This window comes from Ferroplasma acidarmanus Fer1, from assembly GCF_000152265.2.
GTDB classification, from domain to species: domain Archaea; phylum Thermoplasmatota; class Thermoplasmata; order Thermoplasmatales; family Thermoplasmataceae; genus Ferroplasma; species Ferroplasma acidiphilum.
In genome coordinates this window covers 957,845-978,489 of sequence record NC_021592.1, presented here as the reverse complement: position 1 = coordinate 978,489, position 20,645 = coordinate 957,845, and the positions used below count along the sequence as shown (strand labels likewise).

Sequence of the window (20,645 nt, the reverse complement as noted above, 5' to 3'; positions counted from 1 at the left end):
ACATGTTAAAAGCTAAATTAATACATGAGTCGCCACAGTTAAAACTGGGGGAATCCCCAATATGGAGAGATGGGTTGCTATATTATGTTGATATATTAAACGGAAAAATATACTCTTATGGTGAGAATATAACTCAGCTGCATACTGACAGTATTATACCTTTCATAGTCCCATGCGATGATGGACTGATTTTTGCCACAAAGGATTCTATAAAACATTTAATTTTAAAGAGTGGAAAAGTTGAAACTATTTTTAAGATGAAATTCGATGAGATTGTTAGATTCAATGATGGCAAATGCGATATGAACGGAGTTCTTTTCGCCGGTACTATGGATATGAATGAAAAAGACCCCCTTGGTTCACTATATGGATTTGATAATAAAGAGAGTAAAGTGCTTGACAGGATCACCATATCAAATGGAACAATATGGAATTACGATAAAAAAATTATGTATTATATAGATTCTCCCACAAGAAAAATAAGGGTTTTTAACTATGATAATAGGAATTCGGCTATTCTTGATGAAATGGAAAGTATAGATGTTTCAGTATTTCCTGGTGTACCGGACGGTATGACAATAGATTCTATGGGCAATTTATATGTAGCCTTCCATGGTGGTTCGTCTGTAATAGTTTTTGACAGCAATGGAAAGGTTATAAAAAAAATTTATGTGAGTGCAAAAAATGTTGATTCCTGCGTGTTTGGAGGGGATGATTTAAAAACCCTTTATATTACAACTGCTATGGATGAAAATGGAGATGGTGGAAATCTTTATAAAATTAAAAATGAGATTTCCGGGATTCCATCTGAGAAATATAAATTCATATGATTTATATTGATCTTAAATGTTATGCTATGAATTAAGATATTAATGATTAATGTGTGAAACCTAAACTCCGAGCTTATTTAGGGAACATTTGAATTATTATCCAGTATTTGGCGAAAGATTTATTTGCTTATATGTGTTCCCTATATACAGAACATGACAAGGGAAATTAAAAAGGTAGGGAAATACAATTACGTATATGAAAGCAGCATGGTATGGGATTCAGAACACAGTAAAAGGCACAAGGTTTCCAAATATGTTGGAAAGGTAATTAATGGTGACATAGAGAATCCTAAAAAGGTAAGAGAGATTGTATCAATCCATGGAATATATGAGATTGGCCATCTGGAGCTTGTGTTCTCCCTTATGAAAGATGTATTGTCATTATTAAGGGAAGAATATCCTGATGATTATATGAAGCTCGTTGCATTCTCCCTTAACAGGCTAATATTTCCAATGCCATTGAAGTCCATAAAATCATGGGTAGAGAAAACATGGCTCTCCAGAACAATACATGAACTATCACCAAAATCATTGTCAGCTATGTTAAAGCGCATAGGGCAGGATCAGGATAAGCAGAAGAGTATCTATATGAAACTGATGAAAAAGAATGAGATCATAGCATATGATACATCAGCTTTATTCTCCTATTCACCCGGAATAAGGATGGCTGAGTTCGGGCATAACAACAATGACATCAATCTTCCAATGATAAGGATCATTATGGGATTTTCAAGGTTAAGGAATGAGCCATGCTATATTCGCCTGGTACCGGGAAGTGTTGCAGATATTGATACATTAAGAAAGACAGAACAGGAAGTCCATACTGGAACATTATTCGTTATGGACCGTGGATTCATAGATGATAATAATTTTGGTAAAATGGATACGAATGGATTGTACTTTATAACGCCATTGAAGAGGGATTCAAAGCTCCCTGACTATTCCATAAATGGAGATAATTTCTTCATGTTCAGAAAAAGGGCTATAAGATACTCTTCCACTACAATAAAAAACTATGATATTCATGTATTCGAGGATATAATGCTCAGAGCCATGGAGGAGAATGAGTACTATTCGCTTGTTGACTCCGGAAAGAAACCATTATATTCACCTGAAAAGGCAGGAAAGATTGCACTTATTACCAATGTAAGGGAAAAGCCGCAGTCAATATTTGAATTATACAAGTTCAGGAATGACATAGAAGAGTCATTCGATGTATTCAAGAACCTTTTACAGGTGGATACACCATACCTGAGGGGTGACGATACTTTAAAAGGGTATGTATTTGTTTCCTTCATATCTCTCATTGCATATTACAGGCTCTTGAAACTGTTAAAGGAAAAGAAAATCAACAATAAAATTAGTGTAAAGGATGCTCTTCTGCAGCTGTCAAAGATATACCTTACTGACATTGGTGATAAAATTATAATGGCAGAGATACCAAAGAAAGTCAGGGAACTTGCCGAAATCCTGGAACTTAAACCGGAGCTGTTCCCTAAAAATGTGCCGAGTTAAGGGTGAAACTGAGGATAACGTAAAGTGCATACTGGTTGTATTTCAAGCAGCAAATAAATTAGATTTTTTATATTTATTTATATATTTTGAGTGTTTTATGTTTTTCCATAGCTTTCTCCACTTACAATGGCTGTTGCTATGAGATGTGCCATTCTAACAGGTTCAGGTATATTACCCATTATAGTGGTTTTCTTTATAAGATAAAGGGCATCATTCACAGATATCCCGCAACAGTTTGCATACACTGTCTTTCCAGAAAATTCAATTTTATTTATTGAAGTGTTTTTTAAAAGTTCTGTTCTTTGCATATAATCTGAAAAATGCAATTTAAGTGCGGAAAACATAGAATCCATATCCGGTTTCTTTCTTGTTATTGAGATTATTGGGATTCCTGATAACCGGTTTATCATCGGGATATCCATAATATTGAAACCGCCAAATGTTATCCCATTTGACATTATAAAATCTATATCTTTGCTGAATCTCCCATTTAGCATAGACATTATAGTTTCCGTGGAATCCATGCCATCAACCGTTATAGTTCCTGTTGAGATTCCCTCAACATAGGAGTTTAATCTCATTAAAACCCCTACCATAACAGTTTTTGTATCGGAATTCCGGTTAAACGGGCCATCATCTAGCCCGAGAACCCTGAGCCCATTTTTCATATACTTATCTTGTCTTTCAGGGATTCTGCGATTTCCCCTGAAATTGTTATATTGCTATATTTTGTTTCTATGGTATCTGTTACAGTGAGCTCATTTACATATCTCTCTATTTTCTCATTGCTGTTGTTTGCAAATACGCCATGTATTGCGCAGGCATATATGTTTCTGGCACCTTTGTCTTTTAACATCCCGGAGGCTTTGATTATTGTGCCCCCGGTTGAAATTATATCATCGAGAATAAGAATATTCTTATCTTTATAGTCTTCCTCCGGAAGGGTCATTTTTACCGTGGTTGAATCAATTCTTTTTTTGTCAATATAATAGGCAGGAATGCCCAGTTTTGAACCCATCAGTTTAACGCGTTCATATCCGCCATCGTCAGGGGATATAACAAAATCTATGTTTTTATCCATAAAATATTTATATATTGGATTTATAATTTTAATATCGGTAAATGGAACTTTAGAATAATTCAGTGTCTGCTCATCGTGAAGTTCAACAGTTATAATCCTGTCAGCATACTGATTTATTGCCTGTGTAAAAACCTTTGAAGACACCGGTTCGCCGTTATTATATCTCATATGCTGCCTTGCGTACCCGAAAAACGGCACCACTGCAGTTATACTTTTCGGCTCTTCCTCCTTTATAGCATCCAGAAGCAGGAGGTATTCAATTATATCCTGATCACTCCTTGTGTTTCCCACAAGAAGTACATCCTCTCCTTTAACATCGTCAATAATCTTCAAATACATTTCATTGTCCGGAAATCTTTTCCTGACAACCCCGGAAACGTTGCATGAAAAAATACTTGCCAGTTTCCTGGATACATTATAAGCGGTAGATGAGGGCACAATATACATTTTATTATCTATACTCCATTATAAACTTTTAAAAAAGGTTTTTGTTAAGTTAAATTTTAACATGGAATATATGATGCTAAAATTTTATCAGCAACCTGCCCAGTACTTTCCTATCAAGCATGTTTGCATAACCATCATTTATATCCTGAAGTTCTATTTTATTGCCTATTACAGGGGATATCTGCGATTTTGAAAGTTCCAGGGCTTTTTTTAAATCATCTCTTGTGGAGCTTATGCTCCCTTTTATGCTATTGCCCTTGAGGATAATAAGCCCGAGAGGTAGTTCAACAGGCTCTGGCTTCAAATTCCCTATAACTACCAGTCTGCCCCCTGTCTTAAGGCTTCTCAGGCTTTTCGAAAATGTTGCAATTCCCACATCTTCAAGTACAATATCTGCACCCTGGCCTGTAATTTCCTTAACATCCTTATTATATTCCCTTTCCGGAGATACAACATATTCCGCACCGAGTTTATACAATTCCTCTTCTTTCCATTTGGATCCGGTTTCGGCTATGGGATGGCCTCCAAGTGCCTTTACCATCTGCACTGCATGTACACCAACGCCACCGCCTGCACCGGTGATTAAAACATAATCACCCTTTTTTATTTTTCCTACCCTCCCTATCGCATGATAAAGCATTGCTATGACACAGGCTGCAATAGGGACTGTTTCCTCTGGAACTTCCGGGGGAACTTTAACCAGAGACCTCTCATCTGCGTTTACATATCTGGAATAACCGCCATTTCTGCCTTCGCCATATGCAACTTTATTAGGGCATAGATTTTCATTTCCTGATAAACAGAATTCACATTTTCCGCATGGCACGTATATAAGGCTGGAAACCCGATCTCCAATATTAAAGTCTTTAACATTCTTGCCTTTTTTTATTATGGTGCCCCCTATTTCATGGCCAGGTATTACTGGAAGTGAGACTCTAGGAAAGAAACCCTGCTGTGTAAGTATGTCCCTGAAACATACACCGGTATATTTCTGTTCTATTGTTACCTCATTATCCCCCGGTTCCGGTGGCTCATAATCTTCTAAAATTATTTCAGAATTTAATTTATTAAGAAATCCAGCTTGCATCAGTTAAAATATTAAATAAATATTTAAAAATTGTTAATGTTCCATTCAATCAATCCGTTTTGTTTCCTGTACTGTCTTTGATTTTCCCTCCCTGGATTTTGTATGCCTTTTCTCTGCTTCCATTGCATTTCTCTCCAGAGACCTGTTTTTTGTTTCAAATGACAGGAAATAAAGAACTATCCCGCCAATTATTACCATTATGGCATCGTATATGAAGGAATAGAACAGCCCTATCAATGCATATAATGTCAGTGCAGGCAATGAAAGGCCGAATTCAAATAGTTTCTCCCACCCTACAGCAAGGCCCCTGGATTTTGTGGTAGAAACCTCTGCAGCCGGGAGATATTGAAGTGTGCCTACCAGGCCAACGTTTATGAAGAAGAATAGCCCGAACATAGATATTACAAGCGGTATTGTCATTGCGTGGTATATATCTGCCACTATAAGGACGGTAAGTGGTATGGCTCCAAGGACAAAACCGAAGAGCCCCATAAGCCTCCTTCCGATCCTGTCAACAACAATCAGTGTCAATACAACGCCAAGTGTTCCCACTATATCAATTATCAATGTCCCTTCCTCTGCAAAGAATGAGCTTGCTCCGAGGTCTTCCAGGACAACGCTAGCATATACACTTACAAGGTTTACCGTCAATGCATATGCCGCGCCGATCCAGAATATGTATGCAACTGTTTTTTTATTCTTTGAGTTGAAGAATTCGTGTATGTTTTCCTTTATAGACTGGGGCTTATCCACTTTCACTGTTTCAGGGTCTATATCTATTCCTTCTTTGTGGAGTTTCTTTAATATTTTTGGTATCAGGTCTTTCCTGCCGGAAGCCTTTGCCCACCTGAGCGATGCGGGCATATCAAACCTTAATCCGAATAGTATTATTGCCGGTACTGCTGCTATCAGGAAATCATATCTCCATGCCAGAAGCACACCGACATAATATGTGAAAACCATGCCTATAACAACGGTGGCAATTGTGCCGAACATAAAAAACAGTTTTTCAGTGGAAAGGAGTCCTCCACGTTTCTTTGATGGGGAATACTCTGAAAGTAGTGGCACTGCAGCTGCATAATCCATACCTATGAACAGCCCCAGTGCCAGCCGTGCAAGGAAATATGAAATATATCCCGTGGCTATGGCACTGATAACTGCAAAAACGGCCATGCCAATTGTATCGTATAAAAATATCTGCTTTCTTCCTATTGCATCGGATGCTATGCCACCTAATATTGCACCCGCCGCTACACCTACCCAGTACGCTGCTGTTGCCATTGCAACCAGTACAGGTGGCAGGTGGAAAAGTATTCCGACAGCTATAAGGGATATTGATGCACCAAATTCATTGAAAGCATCTGTAAATGGGCCAAGTGCGGCCGTTACAGCCAGCCTCCTCTGAAACTTTCCTACTTTTGCATTATCAAGTACAGAATAAGCATCGTTTTCAACCATAAAATTATATTACGTCATTATATTTAAGTATAGCCTATTTTTTTACATATTATTTTAATATAATGAAGAATAATTAAGCATATTATTAAAAAATAGCTCTGCAATATAATAATATATATGGTAATTTTTTAATTTTTTCCTGTGTTGTATTTAATCTATTATAATATATAGCTATGGGAAATTAATATTAACAGAATAGGCTATCTGGAAAAGTATATAATTGTAGATATTATCCGATGATATGGCAACAGCAGTACTTGAAACCAGCATGGGAGATATAGAAATAGAATTGTTTGAGAAAGATATGCCTGTTACAGCAGGCAATTTCAGAAAGCTTGTTGAGCAGGGATTCTACAATAATACAATATTTCACAGGGTTATACCTGATTTCATGATACAGGGTGGAGACCCGACAGGAACAGGAATGGGCGGCCCGGGATACAAAATAAAAGATGAATTTACAAAAAACAACAGGAATGATAGGGGAACCATAGCAATGGCAAATGCCGGGCCGAATACTGGCGGGTCCCAGTTTTTCATAAATGTGGTGAATAACAACTATCTTGATAAAATGCACCCCGTATTCGGCAAAGTTGTAAAAGGGCTTGATGTTGCAGATAAAATAAGCAAGGCAAAGAGAGACAGGAACGATAAACCCCTTGAAAAAATTGTAATAAAAAAAGCTTTTATAAAATAAAATTATACATCTCATTTTCTCATTTTTTTAACCATTGCAGAAACTATTTCTTAAAATTGCTATTTTAATTTTTATGGGGCAGTTCAGCATTAGAAGCGGAAGTTTTGATATTTTGCGGGAAATAACACATTACATGCCCACAAAACTATTGATATCTGATGGAATTATGCTTGAAAAGAACATTTTAAATTTTAATATAAAAATCCAGAGAATTATGACTCCATATCAACTGAATAGAATAGTTATAGAAGGTGGCATCGAAAAATACCTTATATTGATATCATCGTTTGTGCTTGATTCATGGGGCCTTTCTGTTATTGGTGAGATAAATTATGTGATGGAACAATCAGTATATAATGGCAGTGTGGTAATATTTGATATTGTGGGTTCAAAAACAGTGAATGAAGAATTTATGGGATGGTAAAATGGGAAGGAACACACAGTCGTCGAGGGAATATGTAAAATCTATGGAAGAAGAAATTTTATCCATGCGCACATATATGAAAAAAGAAGATATTGAAATTCTGAAAGTTATTATGTCTATGGCAGAGAAACATTCAAATGAGATTTCAAATTTTAACCAGTTTTTTGCTGCTATTATTCTGGAATTATATAAAAAGCTGGATAGGTATGGAGAATATAATAAACGCCACTGGTTCTGATGTAATAGAACTGTGGATATACAGGAACGGAAAGATCATTAAAAAATATTTCAATAACAGGACATGGATATTTGTTTCAGGTGACCTCTATTATTTAACCATGCTTGAGAAGAGCCTGGACGCAACAAATTATATCTACCGTTATGCTACAATGAACGATATTTATGGATTGCAAAAGGGAATACAGATATACCTCAGCCCCTCTAAATCAAGTGATATGGCATCCAGGATAGAGGAATCATTTGGTTCCAGGTTGAAAATTTATAATGCTGACATAAATAATATTTTACGGTTTATGGTAAGCAGGGGAATGGAATTCTATAGCCTGAAAAATCCATATGAGGAGGATATAAGTTTGCCTGCAGCGGTAATAGAACCTGTATCCAGGTATGGCAGGATAAAATATGTTGCCATAAATGGCAATAGATATTCCAGCAATATCTATGAAGAAACAAAAAGGGCTATAGAGGAAAACATAATTATAATATATAGAAACTATCAAAACGAATTCAGCATTTTGCTTGACCAGATGAAAAAACATGGATATTATATTAATGCCAGATTTTACAGGGAAAGAACCTTTGAATCCTATGGCAGGCATTCTTATATGCCCGGGGCGGTAAAAATAAGGGATAGGATATGCATAGATTCGGATTCATTTGTATACAGGGAAGCTGGAATCCCTGGGTTGTTTGAGTTATCAAGGGTTTCATCCCTTCCAGTTGAAATAGTTTCCAGCATAACTCCTGGCACCGTTGTTTCTTCTATTGAGGAAAAAGAAGCATTAAAAAGAAAAATACTTGTGCCGTTTAGAAAAGATGATTATGAGATTGCAAAGAATCCTTTTGAATTATTCAGTGCAGACGCAGGTGGAATAGTTTTTAATCCGGAACCGGGAATTTATTCAGATGTGTACGAAATTGATTTTTCATCCATGTATCCTGGAATAATAGTTGAATATGGCATATCTCCGGAGAGCATTTCTGGAGGAAATACTGCCTATTTATCACAGTTTCTCAGAGGATTGCTGGACAGGAGGCTACTGTATAAATATGTGAACAGCAGATCGGATATCTATGCAAGCAGAAATAAGGCATTGAAAATCCTGCTTCTTAATTCCTTCGGGTACACCGGTTATAAAAATGCAAAATTTGGAAGGATAGATGTACATGAAAAAATAACAGGCATAGGGAGAAAAATAATAGCAGATTCCATGAGAATTTCAGAGAAAAATGGTTTCAACGTTTTACATGGTGTTGTTGATTCGCTCTGGCTATCCGGAAATGGCGATATAGAGAAAACACTCAAAGAAATATATGAAAAAACGGGCATACCTATAGTTCTGGATTCAAATTATAGATGGATTGCTTTTATGCCCAAGGCCAACGGCATAGGCTCCGCAAACAGGTATATAGGATTAAGGAAGGATGGGACGTTTAAAGTCAGGGGCATAGAACTCAGAAGAAGAGATTCACCACCCCTGGTCAGGAAGTTCCAGGAGCAGGCACTTGATGTATTGAACTGTGATTTTGATGAATTGCCCTTAAAAAAAGAAAAACTGGATGACCTGAAAAACCGTTATATGAAACTTGAAAACTTCCCTATTGAGGATTTCAGGATAGAATTCGGCATCAACAGGCACATTGATGATTATAAAACCAGAAATAGTACATATTATCTGCTAAAAAGCCTTGGCAGGGAAAAAAAGATATATCCCGGTATGGTTATTTCCGGAATTGTAGTTGACAAAAAACATAACGTTATAAAAAGCCACTCCGAATTTTTCGACAGGAAATATTATGAGAACCTTTTGAAACGATCATTTAAGCCCTTTGATTTTGTTATTTCAGAGTCTGCTAATAAGATCCCTGATCTTTATTGAAAGTATAGAAACAGGTACATCGTTTATAGACACCAGCTTTGATACACTTGACCGGTTTCCGCTGCTCTTCAGGGATGATGAAATAATGTCAAGGCTTTCAAGTTTGCGTATTACCCGGTATATTTCGGTTTTTTTGTATTGAATGCCATATTCTTCTCCCTGCAATTGAACCTCTTTTTCTATTGATGGTACGTCCACATAAAGTGTATCGGGAAGCAGAATGCATATTGCAAGGAGTATTACAAGTTCCCTTCTATCTAACAGTGAAAGTTTGCTTTCCGTTATATATGGATTTATGAGTGAAACAGCGGACCGGACATCATCGTTCTCAATTGTTTTTGAAAGGCGGTATTCTGCCATATATGCAGCTTTTTGCAGGAGTTCTATGGCAAACCGGGCACTCCCGAACTTCCCTGAAATTTCTGATATGTATCCCAATATAGAATCTGTGCATGTTCCAGGCTCCAGTGCCATGGATGCCCGATCTGTTATAATCCGTTGGATCTCATCGCTGCTATATTTATTGAATTTGAGTTCCACAATTGTCCCGTATTTTCTTTCCATATACATGAATGGGCTTTCTATGGAAATAAGTATAGTGCTTAATCCGGTCCCGTAGATTTCAGACGCCCTGAACAGGTTATACAACCCCGCAGTATCGCCTTTTAAAAAGCCGGTGGCTTCATCTATTACAAGAACTATGTCGCCACGGAATGATATTATAGAGTTGAGCATAGAAAAGATTTCAGAATATGAAAGCCCGTGATAGGATACTGGCTTTCCAAGCCTCGAAATAACATGTTCAAGCAGATTTTTTACATTTTTAAATGATAATGCATTTTCATAAATTATAGATTTATTCTCTCTCATGAGGAATTTTACAGTTGAAGTTTTGCCTGTGCCTGAGTCCCCGTGAATAATTATATTGTTTGATATCCCATTTCCTGCTGGCGCCAGTACTGCAGACCTGATAGCTGCTATCTTATCATCTCTGAAAAACAGTTTTTCCGGAACGTAAGAAGTGTCAAGCGGTGCTGGATTTGCGACTATCATTTTATATGAAGTCCCATTCCGGTAATAAATTTTACCGGTAATACCGGGCCTCTACATATTTTAACAATTCCAGAAATTTATCCGCATCGTAAACTCTGTGGCTTTCTTTCTGGTAGATAGATTTTTAAAAGTGCTAAACTTATTTTAGAAAGATTGGAAAATCGAAACAGGGAAGCATCTACCAGCTCATTAACTTTTGATGAAGTTGTGTGGGTTGTTAAAAAGAATCGGCATAATGGAATTTAAATGGTAGTTTTAATCCACATTACTGTGCAGAATTATTCTGGATAAGGCTTTTAATCCTGTTTACCACATAATTTTTGTCCATGCTTGACAGGAAATATCCAAGGCGTGGCCCCTTATCCTTATCTATAAAAACCCGGTAAAATAAAGTAAATACGTCCTTAGGTGTAAGCTTGCGGTCTCCAATTATATCGTAAATCACTGTATGTATGGAATCTGATGTCCATTCTGCACTGGCGAGTTTATCAAGGAATTCCTGTAATATCGATCTCTGATCATCTGTAAGTAGGAATTGCTTGTCTGTCAATGAGAATTTAATGTTTTCCGGGGCATATTTAGATAGCCAGTATTTTGCAATAACTATTTCATTTTTGAGATAATCGTCTATCTGATCCTTGTCGTACCCGCTTCTTTTAAGTGCAGAAAAGAAACTATTGTCATCCCTGTATATCTGGATCAGGGTTACTATATGCCTGAAATTTATTTTTTCAGGTGCATCAAGTATTTTAATGCGGGACATCTCATAAATGCGCTTAAAGTTTTCATTGTTTGATTCATCCAGGCCAAAGTAAGCTCTCTCCATCTTTTCGTAATCGTCTATAAGGTTCAATAATCCCATTCCGGGATCAAAATCTATATGCCTTCCAGGGTCATTCCTTGCTATAAGGAATCGCAATATCTCTGGAGGTGCAAATGTTGTTACCTCAGATGCAGTTATTGCCACACCTGTTGAGGAGTGCATTACCCCGACGCCTTTTAACAGTATTCTTTCATACATCAAAGGCACCGGAGGAGATATTTTAAAAATTTTAGCTGCGATTTCCTTTCCGGTATCATATGAACCTCCTGAGGCTGCGTGGTCTTTTCCAAAGGGCTCTATTGTAACACCAAGTGCATACCATTTTGCAGGCCATTCAACACGCCAGGGCATTTTCCCATCGTCTTTCCTTATATCTGCCTTATCTTCATTGCCACATGCCTTGCATTTATAATATGCATACGGATTTTCATATTTAGTAACTGTTGATGAATTAATTTTTCCGCATTTAGAACATCTGGGTTCATAGGGATACCATTCTGGACCGATATCGTATCCTGCTACATCATGCATGATCTTCGCTATTTCTTCCCTGTGGTTCATGGCTATGTCAATTGCTTCTGCAAGCTTTCCTTCCCTGTATAGTCCTGTAGTGCTGATAACTTCCACATTTACATTGATCTTTTTTAAGGTTTCAAGGAAAGGTTTCAGGAAATAATCTGAATATTTTCCATCTCCTTCTGGAGCAGGTATATAGCTGAGTGGCATGCCTACATACTGTGAATAACTCCCATCCAGAAATGGATAAACCTTCCTCAACGGGTCAAGGTCGTCACATAAATATATGAATCTTGATTCAAGTTTTTTATCAAGTGATGCTTTATAAAGTATATCGCCTGTGAGTATTTCCCTCATATTTCCAACATGTATTGGACCGGAAGGTGATATGCCTGTAGATATAAGCTGTGTGCCATTCAGGTTTTCGACCAGTGCATCTGCCCAGTACATTATTATCCCACCATAGTAGCCCGGATAAGTGACCTTACGGGAACATTATTTATTTCATCAGAATTTAATTTGGATACAAGTACGACACACAACACTACTTCTCCACCCTGGTTGTGTACGTCTTCAATAGTCCTCTTCATTGTTTCTCCTGTGCTTATAACATCGTCTATTATGACTATTTTCTTGCCTTTAACACCGGCAAAATTGCTGCTGAACATTCCTTCCTTCCCTGAAGGGTGCGGCCTGTATACTATTAGCTCCCTATCCAGTAAATCTGAGAGCATTGTTGCAAATGGTATTCCATTTATAGTTATTCCTATTATTGATGTTACATTATCCATGGATATTTCTTCAGTAACGATATCAGCCATGACCTCTGCTATTTTCTCTATCCTGTTGCCATATACACCCACGCTGCGCCATCCAATCTTTGTATCAGATACCCTGTTTCCCTTAAGGTCCTTGCTCAGAAGCCATGTTATGGTATTTACGGAAAGATGTAACTCCGTTGATATTTCCTTATCGGACATTCCCTTATTTTTCAGTTCCAGCGCTCTATTATACAATTCTTCAAGACTTTTCATAATTTTACCTCTTTTATGCCTGCCCGGATTTTGACAGCAATGATTTCAAGATCATCTATGTTTGCATTTTCCCTTTCCCAGTTTATCTTCTTCCTGTAATACCTGGGTATTATATGAACATGATAGTGCATAACTACCTGGTTTGCCACCCTGCCATTGTTCTGTCCTATATTCAGGCCATCTGTTTTAAGTACGTTTTTAACAGCTATAGATATGCGTTTCACGGCAAGCTGCAGTTCAAGGTATATATCCTTATCAATATCATATATGTTTTCATAGTGGTTTCTTGGTATTACAAGAACGTGCCCCTCTTCTATAGGTGCATTATCCATAAATGCAAGTATGTTTAAACCTCTGTAGACAAATGCGGCATTGCCTTTGTTAGCTATTTCCCTGCAGAAAATACATGTTTCATCGTACATTTAATGTATATTGTACACAGTATAAAAAATATTTTCGTTTGGATTTAAATAATTTCCATCATCCCATATAATTTATCCGGGCTAATGTGTATATTTCCAGTCGAAAAGTCCGGATGTTATGTATATGACTTATTGTTTTTACGAACATAATTTCGCATTCATGACATTTCCAGACATTTCAGCCACTGATTATTATTAATTTCCGGTACATTTCACTAAATATATAAATTATACCGGTATAATCCGGCATGCAAGGGATAAAGGTTGTCGGCAGTATCAATATGGATATTATTATGTCTTCGGCTAGATTGCCAGAAACCGGTGAAACAATAAAGGCAGATAAATATTATATGTATCCTGGCGGAAAGGGTGCAAATCAGGCTGTGTCTGTTGCCCGCACCGGCGTAAAGCCACAGTTAATCGGCAAGATTGGAAATGATTATTTTGCTGAAATGATTACAAATTACCTTAGAAAGGAAAATCTGGATTTGTGTTTAACCTATGGTGATAAAACCGGCATTGCAATGATTAATGTTGAATCATCAGGCAAAAATATGATCACTGTGTATCCCGGGTCAAATGGGAATATGTCCTATGATGATTTCCATAATATTGAACTGAAAAATTCTATTGTAATGTTCCAGCAGGAAATACCTTTAAAGACAATAAGGGATTTTATATCCAGTAATAGGGAAAATGGAAATCTGTTCATTACAGACCCAAGCCCATTTTCTGAAGATAACTATATACTGGAGAATAGTGGCATTTTGACTCCAAATGAAACCGAAGCCCAGTTAATAGCTGGATGCGCTATAAACAGCATAGAAGATGCGGAAAAAGCTTCCACATTAATATCCGGGAAATACAAAAACAATGTTATCATAAAACTTGGTTCCAGAGGTTCAATATCAAATTTTGAGGGAGAGATAAAATATCATAAGCCGTATAATGTAAAAACTGTTGATACAACAGGTGCAGGTGATTGTTTTAATGGTGCGTTTGCGTCGGAATTCCTCAGGACCGGAGATGTAGATAAAAGCATGGAATTTGCCAATATAGCAGCTGCGCTGTCAACTACAGGTTATGGCGCATTCCCGTCTTTCCCATACAGAAACCAGATTATTTCCATAATGGAAGATGAATAAATGGAAACCGGGTAACGTTATATATTAATATAAAATACAAGAATATGGCAGGAACAATAAAGATAAATGACCCGCCGCCAAGGCCGTCATTAACGCCCGGAAAATCTGTTAAATATAATGTAAAACATACAATAATGGTTATGAGTGGAAAAGGCGGAGTTGGAAAATCAACTGTAGCTACCAATCTGGCTGTTACCCTTGCACAGAAAGCATTTAAAGTAGGGCTTCTGGATGCCGATATAAATGGGCCTGATGACCCGAAAATGCTTGGCGTTGAGGAAGCGAAAGCCTTTGGAAATGAGGAAGGGAAAATAGAACCAGCTAAAACGAAATATAATGTAGATGTAATCTCAATGGAAATGGCATTGCCCACACATGATACCCCCGTAGTATGGAGAGGGGCAATAAGGCATAAAGCGGTTCAGCAGTTCCTTGAAGATACTTCATGGACTGATAAGGATTTGCTTGTTATAGACCTTCCGCCAGGAACAGGTGATGAACCGTTAAGTATTTGCCAGCTTATACCTGATGCAGATGGAATTGTTATAGTTATAACTCCACAGGAAGTGGCCCTCCTTGATGCAAAGAAAGCTATAAATTTTGCAAGGAAAGTTAATATGCCTATTCTTGGAATTATTGAAAATATGAGTGGATTTGTATGCCCGCACTGTGGCCAGGAAACTGACATATTCAAGAAAGGTGGTACAGAACAGATCGCAAAGGAATACAACATACCCTATCTAGGAAATATCCCTATTATGCCAGAAATAGTCCAGGATTCTGATTCAGGCATACCTGCAGTGGCTAATAATGATTATATAAAGAAATTTTTCGATGTTGTGGCAGATAATTTAATTAAGAATTTGAAAAAATAATTTTTTAATTTTGTACATATAATTTTTATTTGAAACATATTCTATTTGTCATATATAAGTCATATAATTGCATTAAAACTCGATAAAATATACAGAATGTTGTATAATGTATATTAAGTTTTGAAATTTTAGAATATGGGAAGATAATAATGTAATTTAAAATAAATAATTAAAATAATACCAATGAAATGGCAATACCGGATAATCGATTTATAGATTGTAGATTTTCGATCAATTAGTAGTCGTGGACTTAATACCTCGCAAAAGCTTGGTACTTATATCCCGACTCTATCAACCTCTTCTTTTAAGAGTGATCTCAAACAATGTCTATTTTCAGGGGCGACTTCAAGCTTAGATGCTTTCAGCTTTTATTCGCGTATGACGTGGCTACTCGGCAACTGCCCTGTCGGACAACCGATAAACTAGAGGTCACGAACCCCCGTTCCTCTCGTACTAAAGGCTCCTTCCCTTCAGACATTGAACACTCCCACAGAGAAGCAACCCTACTGTCTCGCGACGTAGTGAACCCATCTCAGGATCCCTTTTAATGGGCGAACAGCCCCACCCTTGGTGTCTTATGCAGCACCAGGATAGGAACAGACGACATCGAAGTAGCAAACCCTCGGGTCGATGTGTACTCTTACCGAGGACAACTCAGTTATCCCTGGGGTAACTTCTCTCTTATCACCTGCCCTCATAAAGAGGGAACTAGGTGGTTCGTTAGGCCCTGCTTTCGCATCTGCGTTCCCTATTGGCTGGAACACAGTCAAGCTAGCTTTTACCCTTATACTCTTTGAAGGATTTCTGACCCTTCTGAGCTAACCATTGGAGACCTCTGTTTTCTTCTTAGAGGCGTGGCGCCCCACCCAAACTGCCTACCAATAGTTGTCCCTTTCTTCGAGGTTAGTGACGCAACTTTTAAAGGGAAGTGTTTCATCGTTGCCTCCATTCTGGCCACGACCAGAACATCGACGGCTCCTTCCTACCCTACGCATTAAAAATCGCGTCACAGCTACAGGCTGCAGTAAAGCTCCACGGGGACTTCGCTTTCATGTGGGAGAGACTGGATTGTGCACCAGTACATTAATTTCACGGGGCTGAATGTGGGGACAGTGGGACTCTCGTTGAACCTTCATGCGAGCCGCCAATTAAGCGGCTAGGTATTACGCTACCTTGAGAGGGTCATAGTTACCCCCGCCGTTTATTGGCCCTTCTTCTCCTTGAAAAGAGCTTTCAGGTACCAACACTGGGCAGGTTTCGGCCGCTATACACATCCTTACGGACTAGCAGCGGTCTGTGTTTTTGGTAAACAGTCGGGGTCCCCTTGCCACTGCGACCTATCCTATTTCTGGATAGGCATCCCTTCTACCTAAGATACGGGACTATTTGGCCGAGTTCCCTCACATCCATTATTCCCAAACGCCTGAGACTATTCATCTAGGGGCACCTGTGTCGGTTCTTGGTACGAACTCAGGCTTGACCCATATATATCTTTCATAGGCTCCGGGACTTGAAAAAATTCCCATACGGGAACAGATATTACTTTGTAAACTTCTCGTCATTACAACTCTCCATTTACTTATAAATACCCATACGTAGACAAGCATACACTCTCTATCCCAAAGCGTATATATATGGCAAAACACCTGAGGCGCTGGAATATTAACCAGCTTCCCTTTCGATCACTTCCTGTTAGGGGTGACCTTAGGATCGGCTAACCCTCGGCTGACGAACATTGCCAAGGAACCTTTGCCCTTTCGGCGGAATGGATTTTCACCATTCTATTCTGCTACTTTTACCAGGATCCGCGATACTATACGGTCCATCCCTCCTCTCGAAGAAACTTCTATCCATATAGCACGCCCCCCTACCACATCACCTTTCGGTGGTCTAATGTATCGGTAACTGGCTTTAGCCTCTTCCATCTTGGAGGCAAATAACCTCGGTGAGTGAGCTGTTACGCACTCTTTAAAGGATAGCTGCTTCTAAGCTAACCTCCACACTGTCTTCGGTCATTAACCTCTTTAAATCGCACTTAGCCAATTTTAGAGACCTTAACATTAGTCTCGGTTGTTTCCGTCACGGGCGTAAAGCTTATCCCTACGCCCTAGCACCTGGTATCTTCGATTCTAGCAAGTTCGGAGTTTGACAAAGTGGTGCAGTATTTCTACTGCTGGCCACCCAATCGGTCGCTCTACCTCACTAGACATCTCCACCAAGGTCTACCTGCGGGTAGTATTGGGGGGAACCCGCTATTGCCACTCTAGATTAGCCTTTAACCCCTATACCCAAGTCATCCAAACGATTTGCACATCAGAACTGGTTCGGTCCTCCATCTAGCTTTCGCTAAACTTCAACCTGCTCAGGTATAGATCGAGTGGCTTCGGGTCTGCCACAGATGACTAAACGCATTTATTACGTTACTCCTCCATTGCTGTGCGAGTAATCGCTTTCGCTACGGCTGCTTCTTTTAGAATTAGCCTCGCCATCCATCACAACTCCCTGGCCCGTTCTTCAACACGGACTATAGAACACCGGTCCCTCTTTCGAGATCATTCCTTTAGTGCCCTATAAAGTTTTCACTGCTTGGTTTCAGGCTCTTTTTACAGCCCTTCCGGGTTGCTTTTCAGTTTTCCCTCACGGTACTTCTTTGCTATCGGACTTGAGTAATATTTAGGGTTGGATGTTCATGCCACCCATATTCCCACGCGAATAATGACGCATGGTACTCAGGATATCTTTCCTCGTAGCCTCTTTAGTTACTTCCAGGGGACTATCACCCTCTCTGGTAAAGCTTTCCAACTTTTTAGAATTCCTAAAGTAGGCATTGAGAAAGATCCGTACTCCACATATCTATTTCTTTACAGAAAAGATTCGGTTTGCCCTCTACCGCTTTCGATCGCCTTTACTAACGGTATCTCTATTGATTTCTCTTCCTCCCGGTACTAAGATGTTTCAATTCCCGGGGTTCCCTCTCCTTTCGGAGTGTTAAACAGGAAGTCCCATTCGGAAATCCTTGGATCAATGGCTCCATGCACCTCCCCAAGGCATATCGCAGCTTGGCACGTCCTTCATCGGTTCTCAAACCAAAACCATTCCCCAAGCAGTTTGTATGATACACAATCTATATCTCATAATTATCCGGTATCATCGGTTATAAATAACCTCGCCCTTCCCTATTAATTATTAAATCAATAGGTGCATTCATTTATTGGTATAATTGATATTACAAACTGTGATATAAACGTTTTGATAAAGGTAAGACAATAGAAAAATATACCTGTATATGAATAAAATATCTTATTTTTTGCCACTTAAATTATAAAAATATCAAAATTGCCCAGAACCTATCAATTTACATTGTAAATTGTAATATTGTAAATTTATTATAATTATATATTAATTCAAAACATAATATTTAAATACTCGTCGTATTTTATTATATATTAGACAGATAGCACAAATATACGGATGTTAAAACAAAATTACTGCATTAAATTTAATCTGCAGACCCTTAACGTGATTAATAAAGTGGCCTGTTATTTTCTTAAAAGTAAATAAATTTCATTATTTTCCCTGCATATATCAACAATGCTTAATTTGCAGTAATTTACAATCTTCTCAAATGTTTTATTGTCGTAGGGGAATTTGTCTTTAATAAGCATAACTTTTACAGTATCTGAAGGTTCAATTTCTATCTGTATGGATTTTATGCTGGACATTAAGAAATTAAAGGGGTCACCGCCGCACGAAACATTTCTGTAATCCATTTCTATCATAGATTATAATAATATACGTCAACTTAAAAAGCAGGTAACATTGCACCTAACAAAAAAATAATAAGATGATATATGCTATAAGTGTATGGAACAGGAACTTAAAATGCTTACACCTTCCACAAGGCTGGTGTTTATGATGCTCCGGCAGATGAAGGTTGCAAGATTATGCCAGATCATTGAAAGCACAGGGCTTTCCAGGAGGTCTGTTCTTTATTCCGTTAAAAAACTGAATTCTTTGGGTTTAATTGAGATAAGCATTTGCCTTTCAGATACCAGACAGAGGTTTTACTGCATTAAAATCAATGAATAAAGGTGCAAATTTTGCATCTTAAACAACCATATTATAGAATTTTTTCATAGGTGTATAAGGTAATAATATGGCAGTATATTTAGGACAGAAAGCTCCGGGTTTCCTTGTTAATACAACAAAGGGGCCATTGAGCCTGGAAGATTATAAGGGAAATTGGGTGATATTGTTTTCGCACCCCGCAGATTTTACGCCGGTGTGCACAACAGAATTCATGGCCTTTGCTAGAAGATACGATGAATTTAAAAAAATTAATACAGAGTTAATTGGTTTGAGTGTTGACAGTATCTATAGCCATATAGAGTGGATGAAAAATATAAAAGAGAAATTTGGCATAGAAATACCGTTTCCTGTAATCGCCGATATCAATAAAGATGTGGCAAGGGAATACAACATGATGGACGAAAAAACAGGTTCGACTGTAAGGGGCGTATTTATTATAGACCCGAATATGATTGTAAGGTTAATGATATATTATCCTGCTGAAACAGGAAGAAACATAGATGAAATTATGCGAACATTAAAAGCATTGCAGATGAACTGGGACAGAAAGCTGGCCGCGCCCGTCAACTGGCAACCCGGTAACGATGGCATTGTTTCAGCTCCAGGAACTCTTGATGAAGCAATTAATAGGGAAAAGAATGGCAGCAAAACATGGTATTTAACCTATGAGGCGGTGAGATAAATGGACGCAGGGAAAAAAATGGAAGAAGTAGGAAGGGTAATGCAATCAATATCAGAAGATAATAAGGAATATATGGGTGCATTTATGGGGCTAATGCAAAATACAATGAGGGCCGGAACACTTTCTGTAAAACAGAAGGAACTAATTGCCCTGGCACTCAGCATAGCAGCCAGATGTGAATGGTGCATTTCATATCATGTAAAATCAGCCATAGAAGCTGGCGCAACTAAAAAAGAATTGATGGAAACGGGATATGTGGTTGTCCTCATGTATGGCTCACAGGCAATGATGGAGCTTAACAGTATGCTGGACGCAATAGAAAAATTTTATAAAAAATAGTTTAATAA

The 20,645-nt window shown here is 38.1% G+C and carries 20 protein-coding genes and 1 rRNA gene; 11 read left to right on the top strand and 10 right to left on the bottom strand.

Going from position 1 to position 20,645, the window contains the following annotated elements:
* Nucleotides 1–2: 2 nt before the first annotated feature.
* Nucleotides 3–830: an SMP-30/gluconolactonase/LRE family protein gene (locus FACI_RS04895; RefSeq protein WP_009887022.1), complete on the top strand. Its 828-nt coding sequence runs from the start codon at nt 3–5 to the stop codon at nt 828–830.
* A gap of 153 nt (nt 831–983) precedes the next feature.
* Nucleotides 984–2,345 carry a transposase gene (locus tag FACI_RS04890; RefSeq protein WP_009886912.1) on the top strand — a complete coding sequence of 454 codons (1,362 nt, stop codon included), beginning with the start codon at nt 984–986 and terminating at the stop codon, nt 2,343–2,345.
* 95 nt (nt 2,346–2,440) lie between these two features.
* On the opposite strand, the gene FACI_RS04885 is transcribed toward FACI_RS04890, so the two are convergent.
* The 4 genes from FACI_RS04885 to FACI_RS04870 all read right to left on the bottom strand — a co-directional run bounded on the left by FACI_RS04885 (nt 2,441) and on the right by FACI_RS04870 (nt 6,418).
* Nucleotides 2,441–3,013, bottom strand: a complete 573-nt coding sequence (locus FACI_RS04885) for an endonuclease dU (RefSeq protein WP_009887021.1) — start codon at nt 3,011–3,013, stop codon at nt 2,441–2,443.
* Complete coding sequence (locus tag FACI_RS04880; RefSeq protein WP_009887020.1) at nt 3,010–3,873, bottom strand: ribose-phosphate diphosphokinase; 864 nt, start codon at nt 3,871–3,873, stop codon at nt 3,010–3,012. The genes FACI_RS04885 and FACI_RS04880 overlap by 4 nt, the downstream gene beginning before the upstream one ends.
* Before the next feature lie 76 nt (nt 3,874–3,949).
* Nucleotides 3,950–4,960: a zinc-binding dehydrogenase gene (locus tag FACI_RS04875; protein WP_009887019.1), complete on the bottom strand. Its 1,011-nt coding sequence runs from the start codon at nt 4,958–4,960 to the stop codon at nt 3,950–3,952.
* A gap of 45 nt (nt 4,961–5,005) precedes the next feature.
* Nucleotides 5,006–6,418, bottom strand: a complete 1,413-nt coding sequence (locus FACI_RS04870; RefSeq protein WP_009887018.1) for an MFS transporter — start codon at nt 6,416–6,418, stop codon at nt 5,006–5,008.
* 241 nt (nt 6,419–6,659) lie between these two features.
* Between FACI_RS04870 and FACI_RS04865 the strand changes: the two genes are divergently transcribed.
* The 4 genes from FACI_RS04865 to FACI_RS04850 all read left to right on the top strand — a co-directional run bounded on the left by FACI_RS04865 (nt 6,660) and on the right by FACI_RS04850 (nt 9,659).
* Nucleotides 6,660–7,115 carry a peptidylprolyl isomerase gene (locus FACI_RS04865; RefSeq protein WP_009887017.1) on the top strand — a complete coding sequence of 152 codons (456 nt, stop codon included), beginning with the start codon at nt 6,660–6,662 and terminating at the stop codon, nt 7,113–7,115.
* Between the two features lie 73 nt (nt 7,116–7,188).
* A complete protein-coding gene (locus tag FACI_RS04860; RefSeq protein ID WP_009887016.1) occupies nt 7,189–7,539 on the top strand; it encodes a hypothetical protein in 351 nt (116 codons plus the stop codon).
* 1 nt (nt 7,540) lies between these two features.
* The gene (locus FACI_RS10250; protein WP_171481805.1) at nt 7,541–7,777 is read left to right on the top strand and encodes a hypothetical protein; all 237 of its coding nucleotides are present in this window, start codon (nt 7,541–7,543) and stop codon (nt 7,775–7,777) included.
* A complete protein-coding gene (locus FACI_RS04850) occupies nt 7,746–9,659 on the top strand; it encodes a type B DNA-directed DNA polymerase (protein ID WP_009887014.1) in 1,914 nt (637 codons plus the stop codon). The genes FACI_RS10250 and FACI_RS04850 overlap by 32 nt, the downstream gene beginning before the upstream one ends.
* On the opposite strand, the gene FACI_RS04845 is transcribed toward FACI_RS04850, so the two are convergent.
* The 4 genes from FACI_RS04845 to FACI_RS04830 form a co-directional block, all read right to left on the bottom strand.
* Nucleotides 9,624–10,712: a Cdc6/Cdc18 family protein gene (locus tag FACI_RS04845; protein WP_009887013.1), complete on the bottom strand. Its 1,089-nt coding sequence runs from the start codon at nt 10,710–10,712 to the stop codon at nt 9,624–9,626. The genes FACI_RS04850 and FACI_RS04845 overlap by 36 nt on opposite strands.
* Before the next feature lie 265 nt (nt 10,713–10,977).
* Nucleotides 10,978–12,501: a lysine--tRNA ligase gene (gene lysS, locus FACI_RS04840; RefSeq protein WP_009887012.1), complete on the bottom strand. Its 1,524-nt coding sequence runs from the start codon at nt 12,499–12,501 to the stop codon at nt 10,978–10,980.
* 2 nt (nt 12,502–12,503) lie between these two features.
* Complete coding sequence (locus FACI_RS04835) at nt 12,504–13,085, bottom strand: orotate phosphoribosyltransferase-like protein (RefSeq protein ID WP_009887011.1); 582 nt, start codon at nt 13,083–13,085, stop codon at nt 12,504–12,506.
* The gene (locus tag FACI_RS04830; protein WP_009887010.1) at nt 13,082–13,507 is read right to left on the bottom strand and encodes an HIT family protein; all 426 of its coding nucleotides are present in this window, start codon (nt 13,505–13,507) and stop codon (nt 13,082–13,084) included. The genes FACI_RS04835 and FACI_RS04830 overlap by 4 nt, the downstream gene beginning before the upstream one ends.
* 248 nt (nt 13,508–13,755) lie before the next feature.
* On the opposite strand from FACI_RS04830, the gene FACI_RS04825 reads away from it, so the two are divergent.
* Together FACI_RS04825 and FACI_RS04820 are read left to right on the top strand one after the other, a co-directional pair.
* Complete coding sequence (locus tag FACI_RS04825) at nt 13,756–14,652, top strand: ribokinase (protein ID WP_009887009.1); 897 nt, start codon at nt 13,756–13,758, stop codon at nt 14,650–14,652.
* Nucleotides 14,653–14,696: 44 nt separating this feature from the next.
* Nucleotides 14,697–15,527 (top strand): Mrp/NBP35 family ATP-binding protein, encoded by an 831-nt coding sequence (locus FACI_RS04820; protein ID WP_009887008.1) that lies wholly within the window; start codon nt 14,697–14,699, stop codon nt 15,525–15,527.
* 213 nt (nt 15,528–15,740) lie between these two features.
* On the opposite strand, the gene FACI_RS04815 is transcribed toward FACI_RS04820, so the two are convergent.
* Together FACI_RS04815 and FACI_RS04810 are read right to left on the bottom strand one after the other, a co-directional pair.
* Nucleotides 15,741–18,652: ribosomal RNA gene (locus FACI_RS04815) — 23S ribosomal RNA — on the bottom strand.
* Nucleotides 18,653–19,066: 414 nt separating this feature from the next.
* Nucleotides 19,067–19,306, bottom strand: a complete 240-nt coding sequence (locus FACI_RS04810; protein WP_009887007.1) for a hypothetical protein — start codon at nt 19,304–19,306, stop codon at nt 19,067–19,069.
* An 85-nt stretch (nt 19,307–19,391) separates the two neighbouring features.
* Here FACI_RS04810 and FACI_RS04805 point away from each other — a divergent pair, with 85 nt between their 5' ends.
* The 3 genes from FACI_RS04805 to FACI_RS04795 all read left to right on the top strand — a co-directional run bounded on the left by FACI_RS04805 (nt 19,392) and on the right by FACI_RS04795 (nt 20,637).
* Nucleotides 19,392–19,616, top strand: coding sequence for a helix-turn-helix domain-containing protein (locus tag FACI_RS04805; RefSeq protein ID WP_009887006.1), 225 nt, complete (start codon nt 19,392–19,394; stop codon nt 19,614–19,616).
* A 67-nt stretch (nt 19,617–19,683) separates the two neighbouring features.
* Nucleotides 19,684–20,298: a peroxiredoxin gene (locus FACI_RS04800; RefSeq protein WP_009887005.1), complete on the top strand. Its 615-nt coding sequence runs from the start codon at nt 19,684–19,686 to the stop codon at nt 20,296–20,298.
* Entirely contained in the window at nt 20,299–20,637 is a 339-nt protein-coding gene (locus tag FACI_RS04795; protein ID WP_009887004.1) for a carboxymuconolactone decarboxylase family protein, read from the top strand. It abuts the gene before it with no gap.
* The last annotated feature ends 8 nt before the right edge of the window (nt 20,638–20,645 follow it).

Bases quoted from the DNA above. Each gene is read 5' to 3' on its own strand.
- FACI_RS04895 (WP_009887022.1), top strand. From the start codon at position 3: ATGTTAAAAGCTAAATTAATACATGAGTCGCCACAGTTAAAACTGGGG.
- FACI_RS04890 (WP_009886912.1), top strand. From the start codon at position 984: ATGACAAGGGAAATTAAAAAGGTAGGGAAATACAATTACGTATATGAA.
- FACI_RS04885 (WP_009887021.1), bottom strand. From the start codon at position 3,013: ATGAAAAATGGGCTCAGGGTTCTCGGGCTAGATGATGGCCCGTTTAAC.
- FACI_RS04880 (WP_009887020.1), bottom strand. From the start codon at position 3,873: ATGTATATTGTGCCCTCATCTACCGCTTATAATGTATCCAGGAAACTG.
- FACI_RS04875 (WP_009887019.1), bottom strand. From the start codon at position 4,960: ATGCAAGCTGGATTTCTTAATAAATTAAATTCTGAAATAATTTTAGAA.
- FACI_RS04870 (WP_009887018.1), bottom strand. From the start codon at position 6,418: ATGGTTGAAAACGATGCTTATTCTGTACTTGATAATGCAAAAGTAGGA.
- FACI_RS04865 (WP_009887017.1), top strand. From the start codon at position 6,660: ATGGCAACAGCAGTACTTGAAACCAGCATGGGAGATATAGAAATAGAA.
- FACI_RS04860 (WP_009887016.1), top strand. From the start codon at position 7,189: ATGGGGCAGTTCAGCATTAGAAGCGGAAGTTTTGATATTTTGCGGGAA.
- FACI_RS10250 (WP_171481805.1), top strand. From the start codon at position 7,541: ATGGGAAGGAACACACAGTCGTCGAGGGAATATGTAAAATCTATGGAA.
- FACI_RS04850 (WP_009887014.1), top strand. From the start codon at position 7,746: ATGGAGAATATAATAAACGCCACTGGTTCTGATGTAATAGAACTGTGG.
- FACI_RS04845 (WP_009887013.1), bottom strand. From the start codon at position 10,712: ATGATAGTCGCAAATCCAGCACCGCTTGACACTTCTTACGTTCCGGAA.
- lysS (WP_009887012.1), bottom strand. From the start codon at position 12,501: ATGTACTGGGCAGATGCACTGGTCGAAAACCTGAATGGCACACAGCTT.
- FACI_RS04835 (WP_009887011.1), bottom strand. From the start codon at position 13,085: ATGAAAAGTCTTGAAGAATTGTATAATAGAGCGCTGGAACTGAAAAAT.
- FACI_RS04830 (WP_009887010.1), bottom strand. From the start codon at position 13,507: ATGTACGATGAAACATGTATTTTCTGCAGGGAAATAGCTAACAAAGGC.
- FACI_RS04825 (WP_009887009.1), top strand. From the start codon at position 13,756: ATGCAAGGGATAAAGGTTGTCGGCAGTATCAATATGGATATTATTATG.
- FACI_RS04820 (WP_009887008.1), top strand. From the start codon at position 14,697: ATGGCAGGAACAATAAAGATAAATGACCCGCCGCCAAGGCCGTCATTA.
- FACI_RS04810 (WP_009887007.1), bottom strand. From the start codon at position 19,306: ATGATAGAAATGGATTACAGAAATGTTTCGTGCGGCGGTGACCCCTTT.
- FACI_RS04805 (WP_009887006.1), top strand. From the start codon at position 19,392: ATGGAACAGGAACTTAAAATGCTTACACCTTCCACAAGGCTGGTGTTT.
- FACI_RS04800 (WP_009887005.1), top strand. From the start codon at position 19,684: ATGGCAGTATATTTAGGACAGAAAGCTCCGGGTTTCCTTGTTAATACA.
- FACI_RS04795 (WP_009887004.1), top strand. From the start codon at position 20,299: ATGGACGCAGGGAAAAAAATGGAAGAAGTAGGAAGGGTAATGCAATCA.